The sequence below is a fragment of the Roseomonas nitratireducens genome (assembly GCF_017813355.1).
In the GTDB taxonomy this organism is placed as follows: Bacteria; Pseudomonadota; Alphaproteobacteria; order Acetobacterales; family Acetobacteraceae; genus Neoroseomonas; species Neoroseomonas nitratireducens.
The window spans coordinates 350,654-372,153 of the sequence record NZ_JAGIYZ010000001.1; the positions used below are offsets into that span (position 1 = coordinate 350,654).

The 21,500-nt window shown below is 72.4% G+C and carries 20 protein-coding genes and 1 tRNA gene; 8 read left to right on the forward strand and 13 right to left on the reverse strand.

Annotation, left to right across the window (positions count from 1 at the left end; all coding sequences use genetic code 11):
- Positions 1-46 precede the first annotated feature (46 nt).
- Positions 47-829, reverse strand: a complete 783-nt coding sequence (locus J5Y09_RS01590; RefSeq protein ID WP_209350146.1) for an inositol monophosphatase family protein — start codon at positions 827-829, stop codon at positions 47-49.
- Positions 826-1,365 carry a c-type cytochrome gene (locus J5Y09_RS01595; RefSeq protein ID WP_209349955.1) on the reverse strand — a complete coding sequence of 180 codons (540 nt, stop codon included), beginning with the start codon at positions 1,363-1,365 and terminating at the stop codon, positions 826-828. The genes J5Y09_RS01590 and J5Y09_RS01595 overlap by 4 nt, the downstream gene beginning before the upstream one ends.
- 133 nt (positions 1,366-1,498) lie before the next feature.
- Here J5Y09_RS01595 and J5Y09_RS01600 point away from each other — a divergent pair, with 133 nt between their 5' ends.
- Both J5Y09_RS01600 and J5Y09_RS01605 read left to right on the forward strand, forming a co-directional pair.
- A complete protein-coding gene (locus J5Y09_RS01600; RefSeq protein WP_209349956.1) occupies positions 1,499-2,242 on the forward strand; it encodes a 3-deoxy-manno-octulosonate cytidylyltransferase in 744 nt (247 codons plus the stop codon).
- A gap of 120 nt (positions 2,243-2,362) precedes the next feature.
- Positions 2,363-3,220 (forward strand): prephenate dehydratase, encoded by an 858-nt coding sequence (locus tag J5Y09_RS01605; protein ID WP_209349957.1) that lies wholly within the window; start codon positions 2,363-2,365, stop codon positions 3,218-3,220.
- A gap of 34 nt (positions 3,221-3,254) precedes the next feature.
- Here J5Y09_RS01605 and J5Y09_RS01610 read toward each other — a convergent pair whose 3' ends face one another.
- The 4 genes from J5Y09_RS01610 to phaR all read right to left on the reverse strand — a co-directional run bounded on the left by J5Y09_RS01610 (position 3,255) and on the right by phaR (position 6,794).
- Positions 3,255-3,548 carry a hypothetical protein gene (locus tag J5Y09_RS01610; RefSeq protein ID WP_209349958.1) on the reverse strand — a complete coding sequence of 98 codons (294 nt, stop codon included), beginning with the start codon at positions 3,546-3,548 and terminating at the stop codon, positions 3,255-3,257.
- A gap of 249 nt (positions 3,549-3,797) precedes the next feature.
- The gene (locus J5Y09_RS01615) at positions 3,798-5,426 is read right to left on the reverse strand and encodes an ABC transporter substrate-binding protein (protein WP_209349959.1); all 1,629 of its coding nucleotides are present in this window, start codon (positions 5,424-5,426) and stop codon (positions 3,798-3,800) included.
- 212 nt (positions 5,427-5,638) lie between these two features.
- Positions 5,639-6,088, reverse strand: a complete 450-nt coding sequence (locus tag J5Y09_RS01620) for a helix-turn-helix domain-containing protein (RefSeq protein WP_209349960.1) — start codon at positions 6,086-6,088, stop codon at positions 5,639-5,641.
- Between the two features lie 91 nt (positions 6,089-6,179).
- Positions 6,180-6,794, reverse strand: a complete 615-nt coding sequence (phaR, locus tag J5Y09_RS01625; protein WP_209349961.1) for a polyhydroxyalkanoate synthesis repressor PhaR — start codon at positions 6,792-6,794, stop codon at positions 6,180-6,182.
- A 317-nt stretch (positions 6,795-7,111) separates the two neighbouring features.
- On the opposite strand from phaR, the gene J5Y09_RS01630 reads away from it, so the two are divergent.
- The 4 genes from J5Y09_RS01630 to J5Y09_RS01645 all read left to right on the forward strand — a co-directional run bounded on the left by J5Y09_RS01630 (position 7,112) and on the right by J5Y09_RS01645 (position 10,894).
- Positions 7,112-8,494, forward strand: coding sequence for an alpha/beta fold hydrolase (locus J5Y09_RS01630; RefSeq protein ID WP_209349962.1), 1,383 nt, complete (start codon positions 7,112-7,114; stop codon positions 8,492-8,494).
- 126 nt (positions 8,495-8,620) lie between these two features.
- Positions 8,621-9,085, forward strand: a complete 465-nt coding sequence (locus J5Y09_RS01635) for a hypothetical protein (RefSeq protein WP_209349963.1) — start codon at positions 8,621-8,623, stop codon at positions 9,083-9,085.
- The gene (locus J5Y09_RS01640) at positions 9,082-9,627 is read left to right on the forward strand and encodes a hypothetical protein (RefSeq protein ID WP_209349964.1); all 546 of its coding nucleotides are present in this window, start codon (positions 9,082-9,084) and stop codon (positions 9,625-9,627) included. Before J5Y09_RS01635 ends, J5Y09_RS01640 begins: the two co-directional genes overlap by 4 nt.
- 94 nt (positions 9,628-9,721) lie before the next feature.
- Positions 9,722-10,894, forward strand: a complete 1,173-nt coding sequence (locus J5Y09_RS01645; protein WP_209349965.1) for an acetyl-CoA C-acetyltransferase — start codon at positions 9,722-9,724, stop codon at positions 10,892-10,894.
- Here J5Y09_RS01645 and J5Y09_RS01650 read toward each other — a convergent pair whose 3' ends face one another.
- Together J5Y09_RS01650 and J5Y09_RS01655 are read right to left on the reverse strand one after the other, a co-directional pair.
- Positions 10,895-11,587, reverse strand: coding sequence for a J domain-containing protein (locus J5Y09_RS01650; protein ID WP_209349966.1), 693 nt, complete (start codon positions 11,585-11,587; stop codon positions 10,895-10,897).
- On the reverse strand, positions 11,584-12,288 hold the full coding sequence (locus tag J5Y09_RS01655; RefSeq protein ID WP_209349967.1) for a vWA domain-containing protein: 705 nt from the start codon (positions 12,286-12,288) through the stop codon (positions 11,584-11,586). Before J5Y09_RS01655 ends, J5Y09_RS01650 begins: the two co-directional genes overlap by 4 nt.
- A gap of 112 nt (positions 12,289-12,400) precedes the next feature.
- On the opposite strand from J5Y09_RS01655, the gene J5Y09_RS01660 reads away from it, so the two are divergent.
- Complete coding sequence (locus J5Y09_RS01660) at positions 12,401-13,912, forward strand: aq_1923 C-terminal domain (RefSeq protein ID WP_209349968.1); 1,512 nt, start codon at positions 12,401-12,403, stop codon at positions 13,910-13,912.
- A 10-nt stretch (positions 13,913-13,922) separates the two neighbouring features.
- Complete coding sequence (locus J5Y09_RS01665) at positions 13,923-15,017, forward strand: potassium channel family protein (RefSeq protein WP_209349969.1); 1,095 nt, start codon at positions 13,923-13,925, stop codon at positions 15,015-15,017.
- 28 nt (positions 15,018-15,045) lie between these two features.
- Here J5Y09_RS01665 and J5Y09_RS01670 read toward each other — a convergent pair whose 3' ends face one another.
- The 5 genes from J5Y09_RS01670 to J5Y09_RS01690 form a co-directional block, all read right to left on the reverse strand.
- Positions 15,046-16,845, reverse strand: coding sequence for a putative bifunctional diguanylate cyclase/phosphodiesterase (locus J5Y09_RS01670; protein WP_209349970.1), 1,800 nt, complete (start codon positions 16,843-16,845; stop codon positions 15,046-15,048).
- Between the two features lie 150 nt (positions 16,846-16,995).
- Positions 16,996-17,457, reverse strand: coding sequence for a MarR family winged helix-turn-helix transcriptional regulator (locus J5Y09_RS01675; protein WP_209349971.1), 462 nt, complete (start codon positions 17,455-17,457; stop codon positions 16,996-16,998).
- Entirely contained in the window at positions 17,454-18,581 is a 1,128-nt protein-coding gene (locus J5Y09_RS01680; protein ID WP_209349972.1) for a nitroreductase family protein, read from the reverse strand. Before J5Y09_RS01680 ends, J5Y09_RS01675 begins: the two co-directional genes overlap by 4 nt.
- Before the next feature lie 302 nt (positions 18,582-18,883).
- Positions 18,884-21,157 carry an NADP-dependent malic enzyme gene (locus J5Y09_RS01685; RefSeq protein ID WP_209349973.1) on the reverse strand — a complete coding sequence of 758 codons (2,274 nt, stop codon included), beginning with the start codon at positions 21,155-21,157 and terminating at the stop codon, positions 18,884-18,886.
- 229 nt (positions 21,158-21,386) lie between these two features.
- Positions 21,387-21,472 (reverse strand) — tRNA-Leu (locus J5Y09_RS01690).
- Positions 21,473-21,500: the final 28 nt, after the last annotated feature.

The window sequence follows — 21,500 nt, forward strand, 5'->3', positions numbered from 1 at the left end:
TCTCGCAGGATGGGGGTTCGGCCCCCTCGCGGCAACGTCCGCGCCCTTACCGATCGGTGAGGAGGCGCACGGCCTCCGGCAGCAGAGCCGCGTCGCCGACCGCGAGCACCCGCCCGTCGGCGTCCGGGCGCAGCGCTTCCCCGCGCCAGCCGGTCACGCGGCCGCCCGCGCCTTCCACGACCGGGACCAGCGCCGCCCAGTCCCAGATCTTCATCGTGGCATCCACCACGATGTCGACCAGGCCGATGGCGAGCAGCCCATAGGCGTAGCAGTCGCCGCCCCAGGTCACGCGCCGCGCCGCGCCGCGCAGGCGCTCGAAGCCCGGCCGGTCGGGCGGGAGGAACATGTCCGGGCTGGTGCAGGACAATTCGGCATCGCCCACCCGCCCGCAGGGCCGGCAGGCGGCCTGCCCGCCGAGCGGGGCGCGGAAGCGCGTCCTTTCGCCGGCGACGCCCAGCCAGCGTTCCCCGGTGACCGGCTGGTCGATGATGCCGAGCACGGGCACGCCCCGGTGCAGCAGGCCGATCAGGCTGCCGAACAGCGGCCGGCCGGTGACGAAGGCGCGGGTCCCGTCGATCGGGTCCAGTACCCAGACCCATTCGGCATCCGGGCGGTGCTCGCCATGTTCCTCCCCGATCACGCCATGGTCGGGGAAGCGGTCGGCCAGGAAGGCGCGGATCGCGGCCTCGGCATCCCGGTCCGCCTTGGTCACGGGGCTGGCGTCGCCCTTCGCCTCGACCAGCAGCGAGGAACGGAAAAGGGGGCGGATGACCGCCCCCGCCAGGTCGGCGGCCTGCTCGGCCGCCGCGATGACGTCCGCGCGGATCAGGGCGCGGGCGCGTTCGGCGAGATGGAACGCAGGTAGGCGATCAGGTCCGCCCGCTGCTGCAGGTTCGCCAGCCCCGAATAGGACATGCGGGTGCCCGGCATGGCGCGCGCGGGGGCGGCGATGAAGGCGTTCAGCTCCTCATACCCCCAGGGCTTGTCGGCCAGCGCGCGGTTGGCGGCGGAGTAGTTGAAGCCTTCCTTCGCCGCGTGCCGGGCGCCGACGACGCCCCAGAGGTTCGGGCCCACGCCATGCCGCCCGCCTTCGTTGAAGGAATGGCAGGACGCGCACTGGCGCTGGGCCAACTGCCGGCCATTGTCGACATTGGCCGCGGCGATCAGCGGGGCGATCGGCTCCAGCGCGGCGGGCGCCGCGGGCGCGGCCGCCTGCTGCGCAGGCGCCTCGTCGCCGATCCGCATGGCCGTATGGTGCGGCATGGTCGGATGCACGATCAGGCGGCCGATGACCCCCGCGACGCCGAAGGTGATGCCGGCCGTCAGGATCGCCGCGGCCATCTTGTTGAATTCGAGGTTCGCCATTCCGCTCCGGGCCCTTCGTGCCGCTCTTCCCCAAAGGTCCGGCGGCGCGTTTGCGCACCCTGCCGGCCTTGCCTAAAACGCGGCGGACCATAGTGCCCGCGCCCCCGCCCGACAAGCAGCCGGAGCCGCCTTCTTGCGCCCCATCCTCGTCATTCCCGCCCGCATGGCGGCCACCCGCCTGCCGGGCAAGCCGCTCGCCGACATCCATGGCCGGCCCATGATCGCCCATGTCATCGACCGGGCGCGGGAAGCCGGCATCGGCCCGGTCGCCGTCGCGGCCGGGGAACCGGAGATCGTGGACGCCGCCCGCGCCGCCGGCGCCGCTGCCGTGCTGGTGGCCGACGACGTCCCGTCCGGCACCGACCGCGTCCAGCGCGCCATCGCGGCGCTGGACCCCGAGGGCCGGCACGACGTGGTGGTGAACCTGCAGGGGGATTTCCCGACCATCGCGCCCGAGACGCTGCGCGCCGTGCTCGAGCCGCTGGCCGACCCGGCGGTGGACATCGGCACGCTGGTCTGCCCGATCGCGGATGAGGAGGAGGCGAACACGCCCTCCTTCGTCAAGGCCGCCTGCGCCTTCGAGGGCGCGGCCCGCGTCGCGCCCACGCTGTATTTCTCCCGCCTGCCGATCCCCTGGGGGGATGGGCCGCGCTGGCACCATATCGGCGTCTACGCCTATCGGCGCGCCGCGCTCGACCGCTTCGTCGCCCTGCCGGCGAGCCCGCTCGAGATGCGCGAGAAGCTTGAGCAGCTGCGCGCGCTGGAGGCGGGGATGCGCATCGCCGCGGCGCGCGTCGACCATGGTCCCTTCGGCGTGGACACGCCGCATGATCTCGAACGGGCGCGGAGTCTTCTGGCGTCGCGCGGTCACGCGTGACCGCGCCCCTCGGACGGCGGGCGGCGGCCATCCGGCCGCCTTGCCTTCGCGCCCCGCACTGTCGCGCCCCCGGACCGAGGCGGCACCTCGGTTCGCCAAAATTTCTCGTTAGGTGAACGCATGACCGCCAAGACCATCGCCTTCCAGGGCCTGCCGGGCGCCTATTCGGACCTCGCCTGCCGCGCCGCCTATCCCGGCTGGACCACGCTGCCCTGCCCGTCCTTCGAGGCGGCGATGGCCGCGCTGCGCGAAGGGCGCTGCGAACTGGCCATGCTGCCTTGCGAGAACTCGCTGGCCGGCCGCGTGCCGGACATCCACCGGCTGCTGCCCGAATCAGGGCTGTTCGTGATCGGCGAGCATTTCCAGCGCGTCGAGCACTGCCTGCTGGCGCCGAAGGGGGCGAGCCTCGCGACGCTCAAGCGCGCGCACAGCCATCCCGTCGCCCTGGGCCAGGTGCTGCGGCTGCTGAAGGACCGGAACCTCGCCCCGGTGATCGAGGCCGACACGGCCGGCGCGGCGCAGCTGATCGTCGAGCGCGGCGGCATCGAGGACGCGGCCATCGCGTCGGAACTGGCGGCCGATATCTACGGGCTCGAGATCCTGCTGCGCAACGTGGAGGACGAGGCGCACAACACGACGCGATTCTACGTCATGTCGCGCGCCGCGACCTATCCGCCGGTCGCGGCGCCGAACACGGTCACCACCTTCGTGTTCCGCGTCCGCTCGATCCCGGCCGCGCTGTACAAGGCGCTCGGCGGCTTCGCGACGAACGGCGTCAACATGACGAAGTTGGAGTCCTACATGGTGGGCGGGCGCTTCGCCGCCGCGCAGTTCCTGTGCGACGTGGACGGGCACCCGGACAGCCCGGCGCTGAAGCGCGCCTTCGAGGAGCTGGAATTCTTCTCGAAGGAATTCCGGATCCTCGGCGCCTATCCGGCGCATTCCTACAGGCTGGAGCAGGCGGCGGCCGGGGATTGAGGCCGCCGCGGCGGGCGGCGCGCCGCCGTCCCGGTCACCCCAGCACGCGGGCCCGGGCGCGATCGACCGTCATGCCGCCGCCCGTGATGACGTAGCCTCGTTCCACGAGGCGCCGCGCGTGCCAGCGATTGTAGGCGAAGGCCCAGGCGATCCAGACGATGGGTACGGCGATGCCCGCTGTCACCGTGCCGACCACGACCATGAGGAGGACATAGGCACCGAAGCCCAGCCAGTCGCCACGCATGGCCGCGGGAAACGGACCGAACAGCAGGCTGGTCCAGGAGAAGCCGACAAATGCCCGGCGGTTCAATCCGCTCGGATGTGTCATGGCGATTTCGGTTGCCATCTGATCGTCACCGCTGCTGCGCGCGAAGCAGGATCACAGCATGCGCGACGCCTGTCCAACCCGTGGCCGACGCCCCCGATAGCCTTTAGCGGGCATCCTGGACGCGCTGCTTCCGGCCCCAAGGGGGATCGCCCGCGGCCAGTCATGCCGCGGCCACGACCAAGGCCCTCCGGTCATCCGGCACCCGGCATGAGGCCGGCGGGGGGCGCCCGACCGCGCCCCCCGGGCATCTCACGACCCCATGCGGATGGGCGTCAGGTCCTGGAACCAGGACTGCGCCTGCACGAAGCCCTGCACGCGGCGGCTCATCGCGCGCGGGTTCATGTCATGCGCGACGAACAGGAACAGCCGGTCGTCCACCGCCTTCGCGTGCAGTTCCGCCAGCAGCGCGTCCTGCGCCGCCGGATCGAAGGTGGTGAAGAGCCGGTCCATGATGGCGTCGTAGGCGGGGTCGCTGAAGAAGCCCCAGTTGTTCGACGCCGGCGGCGCCATCTCGGTCTTGAGGAAGCGGACCAGCGCGGCGAAGGGGTCGTGCACCGAATAGGACACGTTCACCGCGCTGATGCCGCGCGGCGCGAGGGCGCGCGCGCCCTCCCGCCACAGGCCGAGCAGCGCGTTCCACTCCACCACCTCGAAGTCGATCTCGATGCCGACCTCCTTGAGGTTCTGCTGCACCGCCTCGTTCATCGGCAGCGGCTGCATCTGGCCCGAACCGGAGGGCGAGATCGCCACCTTCGTGCGCAGCGGGTTGCGCGCCGTGAAGCCGGCCTCGGCCAGCAGCCGGCGCGCCGCCGCGACGTCGGTGCGCACCGGGTCGGTCGGGCGGCCATGCCAGGGATGGCCGGGCGGCAGCAGCCCCGCGCCTTCCACCATCAGGCCGCCGAGCATGGTCTTCATGCCCGCCCGGTCCACCGCGAGGTTCGCCGCGCGGCGGACGCGGATGTCGCGCCAGGGCGAACCCTCGACCATGCTGAAATGCCAGGTCCAGGTGTGCGGATAGGTGTTCGTGACGATCTGGAAGCCCGCCTGGCGGAGCGAGGGCACGGCATCGGGCGGCGGCGCCTCGATGAACTCCACCTGGTTGGACCGCAGCGCGGCGACGCGGGTATTCGCCTCGGGCAGCGGGAGAAGCACCAGGCGTTCGTGCTTGGGAATGCGCGCCGCGTCCCAGTAGTCGGGGTTGCGCACCAGCACGGCGCGCTCGCGGATGCTGAAGGCCTCGAGCTTGTAGGGACCGGTGCCGACGGCGCGGTTGAGGAAGGTGTCCCAGTTGCGCCCCGCGGCTTCCCAGGCGCCGCGATGGGTGATGCCGATCCAGGTCAGGCCGAAGGGCACCAGGCTGTCGGGCGTGCGCGTCTCGACGATGAAGGTGCTGGGCCCTTCCGCGCGCCAGGACGCGATGGTCGGCATGCGGATGCGCGCCTGCGCCGCGGCGCGGTTGTCGAAATGCGGCGCATCGCCGCGGAAGGCGCGGTCGAAGGAAAAGACCACGTCCTCGGCCGTCATCACCTTGCCGTCGTGGAACTTCACGCCCTCGCGCAGGGTGATGATCCAGCGCTTCGGGTCGGCCGGGTCGGTGCGCCAGGCGGTGGCCAGGCCCGGGCGGATCACCGGCGGCCTCTCGAAGGAGGAGAGGTCCCACATGGCCAGCTGGTCGTAGATGGTGATGCCCATGAAGCGGTGGCCTTCCGCCCCCTGGTCGGGCACGCCGTTGGACAGCGGCACGGCGGCGGCCGTCATGCCGACACGCAAGGTGCCGCTGGCGGTTTGGGCCTGGGCGATGTCCCAGGGCAGGGCCGCGGTCGCGACCGCCGCGCCGGTGCCGCCGAGCAGGGCCCGGCGTGAAAGGTGGTTCTGCATCGCAGTCTCCGCTGCTGGTGAAGCGCGGCGGGACGCTAGGTGGTTCTGCCGGGTCTGTGGGCACCCGGACCGAAATTGGTGCCGGAATGCGCTAAGAATCTGCGATCTGCACAAGAATTCCGCGTCGACGCTGCGCGGCCGACATGAAAAAACCGCCCGGGATGCCCGGGCGGTCGGTCGCTGCTGAAGCTGCGTCGGTCACGACGGTCGGGTCAGTCGTCCCTGTCGCGATTCGCCGCCTGGGACTGCGCGGCCAGCGCCCGGGCCATCTGGCTCAGCGCTTCCTGGTGCTTGTCGTTGTCGATCAGCGCGAAGTTGCGCGCGAGCTCGAGGAACATGCGCTGGCGGGGGGAGACGGGCTGCGCCTCCCCGGTCCCGTGCAGGCCTTCGAAGAAGAAGGCGACCGGCACGTCCAGCACCTGCGCGATCTCGAACAGCCGGCCGGCGGAGATCCGGTTCAGCCCGCGCTCGTACTTATGCGCCTGCTGGTAGGTCACGCCGATCATCTTGGCCAGCTGCTGCTGGGACAAGCCGAGCATCGTGCGGCGCTCGCGGATGCGGGCGCCGACATGGTGGTCGACCATGCTGGCACGTTGCAGCGAGCCCTCGTCATCCGAGGAGGGCCCGCTCGCGGCCAGGGAGGCAGCTTGCGTCGTTGTCATGACAGCCTGTCTAACCTAACGCGATCCGGGTGTGCCAGCAAACGCGTTTATCTACCCAGGGGCGTATCACGCATCGGAGAGGTCAAGAAAGTCAAGCCTTTGGGCGCATCGCGCGCGCATTTGCCAGCTCGCGCCGCAGCGTTTCGATCTCCGCCCGCAGCGAATCAACTTCCGATGAGATGTTCGGCGCGCCGTCTTCCCGCCGGCCGAAGGGGGCGAAGAGGCTCATGGCACGTTCCATCATCGCCATGTTCTGCTTGCCCACTTCCTCCAGGTTCGTGAAGCCGCCCTGGAAGGGGATGAAGCCGCCCATGGTCTGTTCCATGGTGCGGCGCATCTGTTCCTGCTGCCGCGCGAAGGACGCCATGGCGAATTCGAGGTAGCGCGGCACCAGCCCCTGGAGGTTGTCGCCGTAATAGCCGATCAGCTGCCGCAGGAAGGCCGTGGGCAGCAGGTTCTGCCCGCCCTTGCTCTCCTCCTCGACGATGATCTGGGTCAGGACGGACCGCGTGATGTCGTCGCCGGTCTTGGCGTCGTAGACGATGAAGTCCCGGCCGAGGCGCACCATCTTCGCGAGGTCGTCGAGGGTGACGTAGGACGACGCCTCGGTGTTGTAGAGTCGCCGGTTCGCGTACTTCTTGATCACCACCGGCGGGGCCGCGGCCTCGCCACCCTGCGCGCCGCCCGCGGCCGTGCTGCCAGCCATCGACATTCCGCCTTATCCCCAACCCTTATGAGGCGGCAGTCTAGCACCGGGAGTGCACCGCAGCGGAAGGTGCTATCCGCACGGTTTCCCCGGCCGCGCCGCTTGGCTATGGTCCGGCGCGCGAGGAACCACCCCGATGGAAGGCCCTGAGGATCTCGACCGCCTCGCGGAGGACTGGATCGCCCTGTGGCAGAGCGAGATCGCCGGCCTGGCGGCCGATCCGGAACTGGCCGAGCAATGGGCGGCCTGGGCTGCGCTCGGGGCGGCCTGGATGCGCGCAGCCAGCGCCATGGCGCCGCGCCCGCGCTGGCCGGCCGATGACGGGCCCGCTGCGCCGCCGCGGCCCGCGCCCCCTGCCGCTGCACCTGGGCCTGGCGGGGATGCGGGCCTTCGCGGCGATGCAGGGGCTGGGCAGCCCGCCGCCGACCGGAAGCCCACCCGGGATGCCATGGCCGACCGGCTTGCCGAACTGGAACGGCGGCTGGCCGATCTCGAAGGCGGGGCAGGCGGAACGGGCAAGGATCCTCGGCGACCTCGCCGCCGCCGGCCACCGGCCTGAGGCGCTGGCCGGCGCCGTCCTGCGCCGCCTCGCCCGCGCCGACCGCGCGCTGATCGCCGGCATGGCCGCCTATCGCCGCCACCCCTGGCGGCGGGACGCGCCCGACCCGCCCGCGATCTGGGCCGAGGGCGGCACGCGCCTGCTCGACTATGGCGGGGAGGGGCCGGCGGTGCTCTTTGTCCCATCCCTGGTCAATCGCGCCCATGTGCTGGACCTGACGCCGGAGGCCTCGCTGATGCGCTGGCTGCCGGGCCAGGGGGTCCGCACGCTGCTGCTCGACTGGGGCTGGCCGGGGGAGGCCGAACGCCACTTCACCCTGACCGACTACGTCGCCGGCCGCCTGGAACGGGCGCTGATGGCGGCTCCCGGGCCGGTCGTGTTGGCGGGCTACTGCATGGGCGGACTGCTGGCGCTCGCCGCGGCGCTGCGCCGGCCGGACCGCGTCCGCGCGCTCGCGCTGCTGGCCACGCCCTGGGACTTCCATGCCGGGCCGGACGGGCCGCGGCGCGCGCGCACCGCCGCCGCGCTGCTGCCGGGGCTCGAGACGCTGATGGAACCGACCGGCGCGCTGCCGGTCGATGGCATCCAGACGCTGTTCGCCATGCTCGACCCCTTCGGCGTGGCGCAGAAATTCCGCGCCTTCGCCCGCCTGCCGCAGGATGGCGCGCGCGCACGGCTGTTCGTGGCGCTGGAGGACTGGCTGAACGATGGCGTGCCGCTGCCCGCCCCGGTCGCGCGGCAATGCCTGGCCGGCTGGTACGGGCGGAACGAGCCCGGGCGGATCGCCTGGCGCATCGCCGGGCAGGTGGTGGACCCCGCCGCCTGGGCCGGCCCGGCCTTCATCGGCGTGCCGGAGCGCGACCGGATCGTCCCCCCCGCCTCCGCCCGCGCGGTCGCGGACCGGCTGCCGGCGGCGACGCTGCACATCGCCCCGGGCGGGCATATCGGCATGGTCGCCGGGGCGGGGGCGGAAGCGGCGCTGTGGCGGCCGTTGCGGGACTGGCTGGCAACGCTCGGACAAAGCACTTCCGCCGAATGTCCTCCCGGCGCGCCGCCCCATGATGTTCAGCCGCCAAAGCCCGGTTCCTCGCGGCGGGATAGACGCACCAACGCAAGCGGAAATCGAGCAGGCGCTGGGTAGAACGGTATATGGACAGCGTCTTTACTCGCCACGTTCTGCAGATCTCAGCACAAAATTCGCAGATAGAAGCATCCTCCGTTGATCGCGCTCCAGTGAAGTGCTGTCATTCGAACTAGAGACTAGTCGTTGTCGATCGAGGCGATCCCGATGCTGAGAAAGCGCCGCTACCTACTGGCCATGAGCGCCGTGGCGCTGCTCACATTGCCAGGCTGCGTCAGTCAGCAATCGGCCAGCCTGACGCCCGGGTTCAATCCGTCGAACGTTCGTCGCGTGCATGTGGTGCGTTTGCCTGCCGATGGGCGCGGAATCGAGCGTCTCATCGCCGACGAGTTCCGACGCCTGGGCCGTGTCGCAACCATCGGGAGCGAAACCGACGTGCCCCCCGACGCCGATGCCGTCGTCACCTACGCCGATCGATGGATGTGGGACATCACGATGTACATGATCTCGCTCGACGTCACGCTGCGGACACCAGGGACCTTGTTCCCGCTCGCAAGCGGTCGTTCCGTGCGCTCGTCGCTTGTCCGGCAGTCGCCAGAGGCGATGGTGCGCGAGGTGGTTGGCCGCCTCCTGAACCAGCCCGAGTCATGATCCGCGGCATGCGCTCCCTGGCCATCGCCGGCGCGGTCGCAATCCTGACCGCGTGCTCGGCGCCGCCTGCGCCGCCTGCCCTGCTCACGCCGCCGCGGGTCGAGGCCACAACGAGGCATCCGGGAACCGTCGAGGTCACGGCAACGGGCGGATGCGCACCGTGCAGCATCGCCCAGGCGGGTATCTCCGATGAATCCTTGGCGGAGGCGGTCGTCGCGGCGCTGCGCGAGTCCGGCACCTTCGCCGGGGCAGGGCGCGATTCCGGTTCGGACTACCGACTGGCCGTGCAGATCTTTCGTGTCGACATGCCCGTCGTTGGCCTCAGCATGAGGTCACAGGCCGAGCTCGGCTGGACCCTCACGGAACAGCGCACCGGCAGACAGGTTTGGCAGCGTTCGTTCCAAACCGCTCACGTCGCGACGTTCGGCGATTCGCCCATTGGCCAACTGCGCGCCGAACGGGCCTGGCAGGGCGCCGTTGCGGCAAATATCGCCGAGGCCGTCGCGGCGCTGAGCAGAGTTCCGCTGACACCTGTACGCTAGGCGCCCGCCCGGCGGGCGAGCTGCCGCTTGTCCTGCCCCCCGCCCAGGGCGCATGTTGCGCCGCAATGCACCCCCAAAGGGAGATAACCCGGTCATGACCGAGATCGTCATCGCCGCGGCCGCCCGCACGCCGGTCGCGTCCTTCAACGGCGCCTTCGCCTCGCTCTCCGCCCATGCGCTCGGCACCGTCGCCATCAAGGCCGCACTCGAACGCGCCAAGGTCGAGGGTGCCGAGGTGGACGAGGTGATCCTCGGCCAGATCCTCGCCGCCGGCGCCGGCCAGAACCCGGCCCGCCAGGCCTCGGTCAACGCCGGCATCCCGGTCGAGCACACCGCCTTCGGCATCAACCAGCTCTGCGGCTCGGGCCTGCGGGCGGTCGCCCTCGCCGCCCAGCAGATCGCGACGGGCGACGCCCGCATCGTCGTGGCCGGCGGGCAGGAAAGCATGACCCAGGCGCCGCACGCCCAGCAGCTGCGCGCCGGGCAGAAGATGGGCGACCTCGCGCTGGTCGACACCATGCTGCGCGACGGGCTGATGGATGCCTTCCATGGCTACCACATGGGCAACACCGCCGAGAACGTGGCGCAGAAGTTCCAGATCACGCGGGAACAGCAGGACGAGTTCGCCCTGAATTCCCAGCGCAAGGCGGGGGCCGCCATGGCCGCCGGCCGCTTCGCCGACGAGATCGCGCCCGTCACCGTCAAGGGCCGCAAGGGCGACACGGTGGTCTCGGCCGACGAATACCCCAAGCCCGACACGACGATGGAGGTGCTGGCGAAGCTTCGCCCGGCCTTCGCCAAGGACGGCTCGGTCACGGCCGGCAACGCGTCGGGCATCAACGACGGCGCGGCGGCCGTGGTGGTGATGACGGCGGCCGAGGCGGCCAGGCGCGGCATCGCGCCGATGGCGCGCATCGTCTCCTGGGCCACCGCCGGCGTCGATCCGTCGATCATGGGCACGGGCCCGATCCCGGCCAGCCGCAAGGCGCTGGCCAAGGCCGGCTGGTCGATCGAAGACCTCGACCTGATCGAGGCGAACGAGGCCTTCGCCGCGCAGGCGCTGGCCGTGAACAAGGACCTCGGCTGGGATCCGGCCAAGGTGAACGTGAATGGCGGCGCGATCGCGCTCGGCCATCCGATCGGCGCCTCGGGCGCGCGCGTGCTGACCACCCTGCTGTTCGAAATGCAGAAGCGCGGCGCGAAGAAGGGCCTCGTCACGCTGTGCATCGGCGGCGGCATGGGCGTGGCCATGTGCCTGGAGCGCTGATCAGCCTTCCAGCAGCAGATCCCGCGCGGCGTTGAGCCGCGCGGCGAGCCAGGCGCTGCCGCCCGTGTCCGGATGGGCGGCGCGCATCAACCGGCGATGCGCGGCGCGGATCTCCTCCTCCGTCGCGCCCTCGGCGAGGCCGAGCACGGCAAGCGCCTCGCCCCGCGTCAGCGGGCCATCCGTTGGCGCGGCCGGGGCGGCCTCCCGCCACTCCGGATGCGCGCGGTCGAGCCAGGCTTCCAGCAGCGGCACGCTCTGCGCATCCTCCGCCCCGCAATCGGCCAGCAGCGCGAGAAGATCGGGCAGCGACAGGTCCGCGAGATCGGCGCCGGCGAAGCGCCCGCGCGTGACCGTCCCGGTCATCCGCCCGCTGTCATGGTGCAGCACCATCTCGAGCGTCGCCGTCGCGACCCGGCTTTCCTGCCCGGGCGTCGCCGCGCCGCCGCGCGAGAAGGTCCGCGCCGTGCGCCAGGACCGCCAGGCCTGCACGATCAGCGGCGCGAAGAAGGCGAGCGACCAGAGCGCCTGAAGCCCCCGCCCGCTGAACAGCAGCGCGGCGAGCAGCACGAGCCCCAGCCCGCCCGCGACCCAGGCGAGCGCCTTCTTCACGCTCGCCACCGGCGCATAGGCGAAGACGCGCAGCGCCGCCATCACCGCCAGCAGCGCGAGCGCGCCGAGCGCGAGCCAGGTCATCGCCGCGGCCCCGGCAACTGCCCGGCGATGCGCGCCGCCATCGGCCCGGGCAGCGCGGCGAGCGCCCCGCGCCCTCCGGCGGCGAAGACCGCGACCGCGCGCAGCAGGTCGCGCAGCGCGCCGGGCGAGGCGGAATCGAACGGCGCCCAGGCGCCACCGGACACCTTCGCCACCTGTCGGAAGGCGTTGGTCGCGACCGGGTTGTCGCCTTCCTGGAAGCAGAAGACCGGCGTGCCGAACAGGCCGAGTTCCCCGGCCGCGTGGCATAGCGCGTCCACATCCTCCTCCACCGCGTCGCCCACCAGCACCAGCGCGCCGACCTTCTCCTTGCGCGATTCCGCCAGGGCGTGGCGCAGCGCGCGCAGCAGCTGCGTCTGCCCGCCCAGGCAGGTCACGCCCGACATCCGCCGCGCAAGTTCCGCCCCGTCGGTCAGGAAGGGCGTGGCCGCGAATTCCATGAAGCCGCGCCAATAGGCGAGCGAGACGGCGAGCCCGCCGAGATCCCGCGTGGCGAGGAACATCTCCCCCGTCAGCGCGCAGGCGCGGTCCCATGCCGGCTGCCGCGACGCCGTGGCGTCGACCGCGAAGACGAGCCTGCCCGGCCGCCCGCGCGCGGGGCGCACGGCCGGCTGGCGCGCCACCTTGTCGAGGAAGGCGGCGATCTCGGCACCCTTGCCGGCGGGGACGGGAGGCTTCGTCATGCACCCATCATGTGAAATGCCTCACACGCTGCGCCAAGGGGCTGATCACGGGTGCTGGCGCGGGCGTGCCGGGCGGGGTTTACTGCCGGCACGCAAAAGGAGGTCTCCCGGCATGCTCGCAGCAGGCACGATCGGCGCCAGGGCGCTCGCGCTCGCCACCGTTGCGGGGCTGGCGCTCGCCGCCGGTCCGGTGCTGGCGCAGAAGGGGCAGGCGCCCGGCGCCGCCGCCCCCGCCCTGCCCACCGCGAAGCCGCCGCCGCTCGGCGCGCCGATGCAGGCGCAGCCCGCGCCGCGCCCGGCGCCGCCCGCCGCCGCGCCGCCCGCGGTCGCGCCCTCCCCGCGCGCACCGGCGCCGCAGGCCGCGATCCCGGCCAATGAACCCGCCGCCATCACCCGCCTGCGCGGCGTGCTCGGCAGCGATGTGCGGCTGTCCTACGGCGCGTCCCAGGTGCTCGACGGCGCCGGGGAGCAGGTGCGCATGACCGCCGTGGTGATGGAACGCGGCGGCGAGCGCATGACGGCCGAGGAGGTGACGATCGCCGGCCTGCGCGAGGACGGCGTGGGGGAGGCGGTGATCCGCGGCCTCGTCGTCGCCGGCGGGCCGGATGTGCGCATCGCCGGGCTGCGCATCGCGGGGCTGACCGTGCCGCGCGGCGCGGGCGGGCCGCCCGACCCGGCGCAGGTGCGTCTCGACACGCTGCGCATCGAGGGCGTCGAGGCCACGGGATCGAGCCCGATGCGCCTGCGCGTCGCCTCGCTCGAGAACTGGATCGCCGGGCAGCCGGCGCGCTTCGCGATGGAAGGGCTCGAGGTGGGCGGGCTCGACGCCGGCTTCGCCGACACGCTTCGCCTCGCGCGCGTGGCGCTGACGGGGGTGGATTTCGGCGGCACGCTGGCCGCCGTCATGCGCAACGAGCCGCCGCCCTCGCTGGTCGGCACCGCGGCGCTGGAGATCGACCGGATCGAGATGCTCGGCGGCGGCCGCGCCGTGGGCGCGCTGGCCGAGGTCCGCCTCGCGGCCAACATCACGCGCACCGACGGCTCGGGTTCCGGCACCCTGGCCTTCCGCGGCATCCGGGTCGAGCCGCTGCCGATGATTGCCGACTGGCTGACGCGCTTCGGCTACCAGGCGGTGGAGGCCGACATCACGGCCGACACGCTCTACGACGCGCCGACCGGGCGGATCGAGATCCGCGACCTGTCCGTCGCGGGGCGGGACGCGGGCACGCTGTCCTTCGCCATGGTGATGGACGGCGTCACGCAGCAGCGCGCGCAGGCCGCGGATTTCAGCCAGATGCGGCTGATCTCGATGGGGCTGCGCTATGCCGATGCCTCGCTCTTCGGCCGCTTCGTGTCCGTCCAGGCGCGCGAAGCCCGCACGCCCGAGCCGCAGCTGCGCGAGCAGTTCGCCGCCATGGCGGGCGGCGCGCTGAGCCAGCCGGGCGCGGCCGCGCTCGACCCGATCCGCGACGCGATCCAGCGCTTCATCCGCGGCCAGGCGCAGACGGTCGAGATCCGCGCCAACCCGCCGCAGCCGATCGTGCTCGGCCAGGTGCAGGGCGGCCCGCCGGCGAGCCCGGTCGAGGCGCAGCGCATGTTCGGGATCACCGCCCAGGCGCGGTGATGCCCGTGCCATGCTGACCGTCTTCCGGCAGCTGTGGCGCCGCCGCCGGTGGCGCCATGGGCAACCGGCGCTCCGCCGGCCGCTCGCCTGGCTGGCCAGCATGGTGCTGCTGTTCGTGGCGGCGATGGCGGTGCTGGAGGACATGCCGGCGGCGGACAGCCTCTGGCTCGCCGTCGTGACCCTCACCACGGTCGGCTACGGCGACGTCTTCGCGAAGACCGGCGCCGGGCGGATCGCGACCGTGCTGCTGCTGCTCGTCGGCGGCGTCTTCGTCGTCGCCAAGGTCGCATCGGACTGGTTCGAATGGCGGGAGGAGGTGCGCGCGCGCAAGCGCGGCGGCGCCTGGAGGTGGGGCATGGAAGGCCATGTGCTGGTGGTCGGCACGCCGGAAGGCGACGCCGTGCGCTTCTACCGCGGCCTGGTGCGCCAGCTGCGCGGCACGCCCGGCTACAGGGACGCGCCGGTACTGCTGCTGACGCGCGCCTTCGCCGCGCGCGCCGACGGGCTGCCGACCATCCTCTGCGCCGAGGACCTGGTGCATGTCGAAGGCGCGCCGACGGACGAAGATGCGCTGCGCATGGCCGACGCGCCGCGCGCCGCGGCCGTCATCGTGCTGGCGGAGCGGACGGAGGACGCGGTCTCCGACGCCGTCTCGGCCGATGTCGTCGCCCGCGTGCTGGCGATGGCCGAGGGCACGCGGCCCGTCGTCGTCGCCGAATGCGTGGACGACCGCAACCGCGGCCGGCTGGTCGCCGCGGGCGCCGTGGCGGCCGTGCGGCCGCTGCGCGCCTATCCCGAGATGCTGGCCCGCGCGCTGGTCGCGCCGGGGGCGGAGCGGCTGCTCGAGGACCTCTTCTCATCCGAAGGCAACGAACTGTTCCGCGTGGACCTGCCGCGCCCCTGGCGCGGGCGGTGGTCGAAGGTCGCGACGCTGCTGGTCGAGCGCGGGCTCGGCACCGCCATCGCCTATCGCCCGCCGGGCGGGGAGGCGCGGCTCAATCCCCGGGGGACCGAGGAGATCGAGGCCGATGCGATCTACGTCATCCTGCGCGAGGAGCAGGAGGCGGAGGTGAAGGCGCTGGCGGCGCTGCTGGCCGGGGCCTGAGCACGCGATCCGTCCGCTTGAGCGGCGGTCAGGCCGCCTGGGCCGGTGCGGCGGCGGCGCGCGCGCGATGCCAGGCATCGACCTCCGCCGCCGGCATCGGGCGCGCGAACAGGAAGCCCTGGACCAGGTCGCAGCCGATGCCGTCGAGGAAGGCGTGCTGCGCCTCCGTCTCGATGCCTTCGGCCACGACCCGGTGGCCGAGCGCATGGGCCATGCGCACCGTCGCCTGCAGGATCGCCTCGGCCTTGGGGTTCGAGCCGATGCCCTCGAGCAGCGAGCGGTCCATCTTCAGCACGTCGGACGGCAGGCGCGCGAGCTGCGACAGGTTCGAGAAGCCGGTGCCGAAATCGTCGATGGACACGTGCACCCCGGCCGCGCGCAGCCGCTCGATGCGCGCGAGCGTCGGGGTCCGCGTCGACATCAGCATCGATTCGGTGATCTCGAGCTCCAGCCAGTCGGCCGCCACGCCATGCGCGGCGAGCGTCTCGAGCACCTCCTGCACCAGGCCCGGCTGTTCCAGCTGCACGGGAGAGACGTTGACGGCCACGCGGCGGGGCGTGCCCGCATCCTGCCAGACGCGCATCTGCCGGATCGCCATGCGCAGGACGGCCGAGCCGAGCGCCGCCATCTGGCCGCTCTGCTCCGCGACGGGGATGAAGCGCGACGGCGCGATCGCGCCATCGGTCGGGTGGACCCAGCGCAGCAGCGCCTCGACGCCCCGCGGTTCCAGTGTGCGGCAGTCGAGCTTGGGCTGGAAGTGCAGGCTCAGCTCGTCGCGCGCGATCGCGTGGCGCAGCTCGGCCTCGATGCGCGCGCGGTCCACCGCGAGCGCCCGGAGGGAGGCGTCGAAGAAGCGTACCTGGTTCCGCCCCGCCTCCTTCGCCGCGTACATGGCGATGTCGGCGTAGCTCAGCAGCTGCTCCGGGTCCTCGGTATCGGCCGGCAGCCGCGCGACGCCGATCGAGGCGCCGACATGGACCTCGTTGCCGCGGATGCGGAAGGGCGCCTCGAGCGCCGCGATGATGCCGCGGGCCTGGGCCGCGAGGACATGCTCGCCATCCTGCCCGGGCAGCAGTACGACGAACTCGTCGCCGGCGAAGCGCGCGAAGACGGGCCGGTCGGGGCAGACCTCGCGCAACTCGCCGAAGGAGGTCGTGCAGTCGTCGATCTCCTCCCGCGACATCCCGAAGCCTTCGCCGATGATGCGGTCCGCGACGCGGCGCAGCAGCTCGTCGCCCGCCTCGTGGCCGTGCGTGTCGTTGATGCGCTTGAATCCGTCCAGGTCGATGAAGAGCAGCGCGCCCTTGCACCCGCCCGGCGGCTGGGCGGTCTTCACCAGGCCGAGCACGTGGCTGATCACGGCGCGGTTCGGCAGCCGCGTCACCGGGTCCGTGTAGGCCAGCACGTTCATGCGCAGGATGTTGCTGTTCAGCCGCTCGATCATCGCGCGGAAGCTGTCGGCGAGCCCGCCCACCTCGCAGGCGCAGTCGACATCGACAGGGCGGTTGAAGTCGCCCTGCACGATCGCGTCCGTGCTGCGCCGCAGGGCGAGGATCGCGCCGGTCAGCTTGCGCGCCGCGGCGAAGGTGACGAGCGCGGGCGCGCTGACGGTCAGGAGCAGGACGGCGCAGAATTCCGCGTCGGAGAGCGTCGCGCGCAGCGGCAGGACGATCTGGACCAGGGCCAGGACGCACAGCCCCGTGCAGACGGCGGCGAGCAGCGCGAAGCGGATGGGGATGCTGTTGAGGCCCTGCCCCTTGGGCGCGGGGTCCCGCGTCGCGGCCCGCGGGGCGGGTTCAGCGCCGGCGGCACAGGTGGTTGCGGTCACGCGCGGGACTCCCCGGACCGGGGCGCGCGGCAGCCATGGCGCATCCTGCGCCGCTCGCCGTGCGGGACTTCATCCCCGTACACTGGGTCGGAAGGCGTTTACGTCCGCTAAAGATGCGCAGACGCGAATGTCGTCTTGTGTCGTCGCGCCTCAGCCGTCCCGCGCGCGATCGAGCCGGCGGCGGATCTCCCGCAGTCCCGGGATCAGGGCCTCCACCGAACCCGCCGGCAGGTCCGCGAGCAGCGGCGCGAGGGCGGCGGTCGCGTCGCGCACCGCCCTTTCGCGACGCGCCCGCCCGGCACGGGTCAGGAAGACGCGCTTGACGCGCCCGTCCTCGGCATCGGGCGCGAGGCGGATCAATCCCCGTTCCTCGAGCCGCTGCATCGTATTGGTCACGGCGCCGCGCGCGAGCTGCAGCGCATTCGCGATCCGCGCGGGCGTCGTGCCGTCGCCGACGCGGACCAGGTGGTTGAGGAGGACGAAATGCGACAGGAGCAGCCCGTCTGCCTGCGCCGCGTCGAAGCGGTTGCGGGCGAGCTGCTCGATGATGCCGACCTCGTTCATCAGGGCGAAGAGCGGCGGGTCGTCCGGTGGGGGCTGGCTGGTGCTCACCCTCCCACAATACGCGATTCGGCCGGCCAGCGCGGCGTGGGGCGCGGATGTGGCGCGCCCGGCTGCGGATGGCCGAGCCTGCCCAGCATCTGCAGGCGGAGCGGCGCCGTGGTGCCGGTCAGCCTGTGCATCTCGGCGAAGTGCGGTGCCATGGCGGGATACTCCTGCAGCGCCTGGCTGACGGGTTGCAGCGCGAGGCCGAGCCCCGTGGCGGCGAGGTTCAACCGGAGCCAGGCGGCGCCCGCGGCGAAGGCCGCCGCCCGCGTGTCCGGCCCCACGGTCCAGACGAAGGCCGGCGTGGCGGCGAGCATGGGGCGGTAGCGGTCGAACATCGCGGTCCAGCCGGCCCCGCCCGGCGTCGCGAAGCCCTCGCGCGTGATGACGCCGCGCGCGACGAGATCGTCCAGGCCAGGGCCGCCGACCGGCACGCCGTCCGGCTGCGCGGCGATCGCGGCCGAGCCGAGGCGCATCAGGTTCACCGTCTCGAGGTGCGCCTCCGGCGTCTCGGCTTCCGTGACCCAGGCGCGCCAGGCGAGGTCGCGCAGCGCCGCCGTCTCGGCCTGCGAAGCGGTGGCCCGGAAGGACGGCCCGGTGGCGGCGGCGAGGTCGGTCAACGCGTCGGCCACGACCGGGCGCGCCATGTCGAAGGGTTCCTTGGCGCTGCGCCGGCGCGGGGCATGCGCGAAGAGCGGATCGCGGGCGGCGTGGCCCGGCAGGGGGAGGATCCGCGCGACCGGGCGCGCATCGAGGCGCGGGGCGGGCTCCCCTTCGGGAAAGGGTTCGATCGCGACGAGGCGGCCTTCCTCGGCCGCGGCCATCCGGAAGAGTTCCGCGAAGGCGCCGAGGCCGATCGTGATCTGCCGGTCGAGCGGGTCGGTGGCCGGCAGCCGGCGGTCGAGGTCGCAGCGCAGCAGCGCGCCGCCATCGGCGGCAAGGTCGAGGATCCATGGCTGGCGGTTGTGCGGATTGGGCGCGAGCACGGCCCAGTGCGCGGCACGCACGCGCCAGTCGGGATGGCGCGATGCCGGCGCCGCATCCCACGGTGCCGCGGGGTTGGCGCGAAGGCTGCGCCCCGCGAGGAGGAGGCCGCCCGTGGCGGCGAGCAGGAGGCGACGGGAGGTCATGAGGAAGCCTTTCGTTCAACGTAGAACCAAAATCATTCAACGTTGAATGAAATGCAAGGAAAATCGCGACGCGCGTCGCCCGTGCGCGCGACTCCAGGCCGCCATCGCACGGCACGCCAGGGCGGGGATCGGAGATCAACGGCGCGCTTGCCGTGCGGAATGCGCCGGGGGGCGCACGAGCCATGGCGGCCGCCGACGACCTGCGGATGGCCGGATCGGCACGCCGGCGTCCCGGCCGTGCCGGTTCCGCTGTCCTGCGATGCGGGAGATCCGACCGGGCGTCCGGCCCGGTCGGGCAGACCCTATCCGGCGGCGTTCGCCTGCGCGACCGCCAGCGCCGTCACGTTGAGGATGCCGCGCGCCGTGACCGAGGGCACCAGCACGTGGATCGGCTTGTTCATCCCCAGCAGCAGCGGGCCGAGCTGCAGCCCGTCGGTGGCCGCCTTCACCAGGTTGAAGGCGATGTTGGCGGCGTCGATCCCGGGCATGACGAGCAGGTTCGCCGCACCATCGAGCCGGCTGTCGGGCACGGCGCGGGCGCGGATCGCGGGGATCAGCGCGGCATCGGCATGCATTTCCCCATCCACTTCCAGCGCCGGGTCGTGCATGCGCACCAGCTTGAGCGCCTGGCGCATCCGCCGCGCGGAAGGGGCGTGGGAGGCGCCGAAGGAGGAATGCGAGAGCAGCGCCACCTTGGGCGTGATGCCGAAGGCGCGCACCTGCTCGGCCGCGAGCAGCGTCATCTCCGCGATCTGCTCCGCGCTCGGCTCCAGGCACAGATGCGTGTCGACGACGAACAGGTGCTCGCCCGCGCGGGTGACGAGGCCGGAGAGGGCATAGACGCGCCCGACATCGTCCCGCTTGCCGATGATGTCGAGCACATGGGTCCACTGCCCCATCCAGTCCCCGAGGCCACCGCAGATCGCCGCATCGGCGTGTCCGGCTTCCAGCAGCAGGGAGGCCGCGACGGCCGGGCGCGTCACCACGCGCTTGGCCGCGGCGTCGGGCGGCGTGCCGCGGCGGCCGACCTTCAGCCGGTACAGGTCCGTCAGCGGGCCGAACACCTCGGCATCCTGCGCGGGGTCGAGGATGCGCACGCTCTCGCCCAGCGCCATGCGCAGGCCGAGCGCCTTGACCTTCGCCGCGATCACGTCGCGGCGGCCGACCAGGATGGGCTCGGCGATGCCTTCGTCGACCACGGACTGCACGGCGCGCAGCGTGCGGTCATCCTCCCCTTCCGCATAGGCGACGCGGCGGGGACGGGCGCGCGCGGCCTCGAAGACCGGGCGCATCAGGTTGCCGGAGCGGAAGACGGCGCGTTCCAGTTCGCGCCGATAGGCGGCGAAGTCGGCGATGGGGCGCGAGGCGACGCCGCTGTCCATCGCCGCGCGGGCCACGGCCGGCGCGATTTCCAGGATCAGGCGCGGGTCGAAGGGCTTGGGGATGATGTAGTCCGCGCCGAAGACCGGCGCCTGGCCGCCATAGGCGGCGGCGACGACCTCGCTCGCCTCGACGCGGGCCAGTGCGGCGATCGCGTCGGCGGCGGCGATCTTCATCTCCTCGTTGATCGTGGTCGCGCCGCAATCGAGCGCGCCGCGGAAGATGAAGGGGAAGCACAGGACGTTGTTGACCTGGTTCGGGTAGTCGGTGCGCCCCGTGGCGACGATCGCGTCCGGGCGCGCGGCGCGCACGGCCTCAGGCAGGATCTCGGGCTCGGGGTTCGCCAGTGCGAGGACCAGCGGCTTCGGTGCCAGGTGCTTCAGCCATTCGGGCCGCAGCACGCGCGGGGCGGACAGGCCGAGGAAGACATCGGCGCCGGGCAGCGCGTCCTCCAGCGTCCGCGCCGTCGTTTCCCGCGCCCAGGCGGCCTTGTAGGGGTCGAGGTCGTTGCGGCCGGAATGCACGACGCCGCCGATGTCGCAGATCGTGACGTTCTCGCGCTTCAGGCCCATCGAGACGAGCAGGTCGAGGCAGGCGAGTGCGGCGGCACCCCCGCCGGTGTTGACCAGCTTCACATCCTCGATGCGCTTGCCCTGCAGCAGCAGGCCGTTGCGCACCGCGGCGGCGACGATGATGGCGGTGCCGTGCTGGTCGTCGTGGAAGACCGGGATCTTCATCCGCTGGCGCAGCGTGCGCTCGATGACGAAGCACTCCGGCGCCTTGATGTCCTCGAGGTTGATGGCGCCGAAGGAGGGCTCCAGCGCCGCGACCACCTCGATGAACTTCTCCGGGTCGCGTTCCTCGACCTCGATGTCGATCGAATCGATGCCGGCGAACTTCTTGAAGAGGACGGCCTTGCCTTCCATCACGGGCTTGGAGGCGAGCGCGCCGATGGCGCCCAGGCCGAGCACCGCGGTGCCGTTGGTGATGACGGCGACCATGTTGCCGCGCGTGGTGTAGTCGTAGGCGGTGGCGGGGTCGGCGGCGATCGCCTCGCAGGCCGCGGCGACGCCCGGGGAATAGGCGAGGCCGAGGTCGCGCTGGGTGGCCATGCGCTTGGTGGGCTCCACCGCCAGTTTCCCGGGCCGGGGAAGCCGGTGGTAGTCGAGCGCGGCGCGCCGGAAATCCTCGTCCATCAGGTCACCTCCGACGGTGAACCTAACGGAAGGCTTCGCGGGAGGCGACCGGGGGCCGGCGGCTTAGCGAGGGTAAGCGATGCCTCCCGGGACGCGGATCGAGGCCCAGTCTCGATCCGGGAGCGCAAGGCGCGACCGCGCCCAGACCGTCAGCGGCGCTCGGACCGCCAGCGCAGGGCGCGAAAGCCAAGCCCGCGGATGCGGGCGCCGGCGTCTGAGGCAAGGAAAATGGTGCGGTCGAGAAGATTCGAACTTCCACAGGGTTTCCCCTACCAGCACCTCAAGCTGGCGCGTCTACCATTCCGCCACGACCGCAAACCGGGTAGAGGGCGCGGCGTATAGC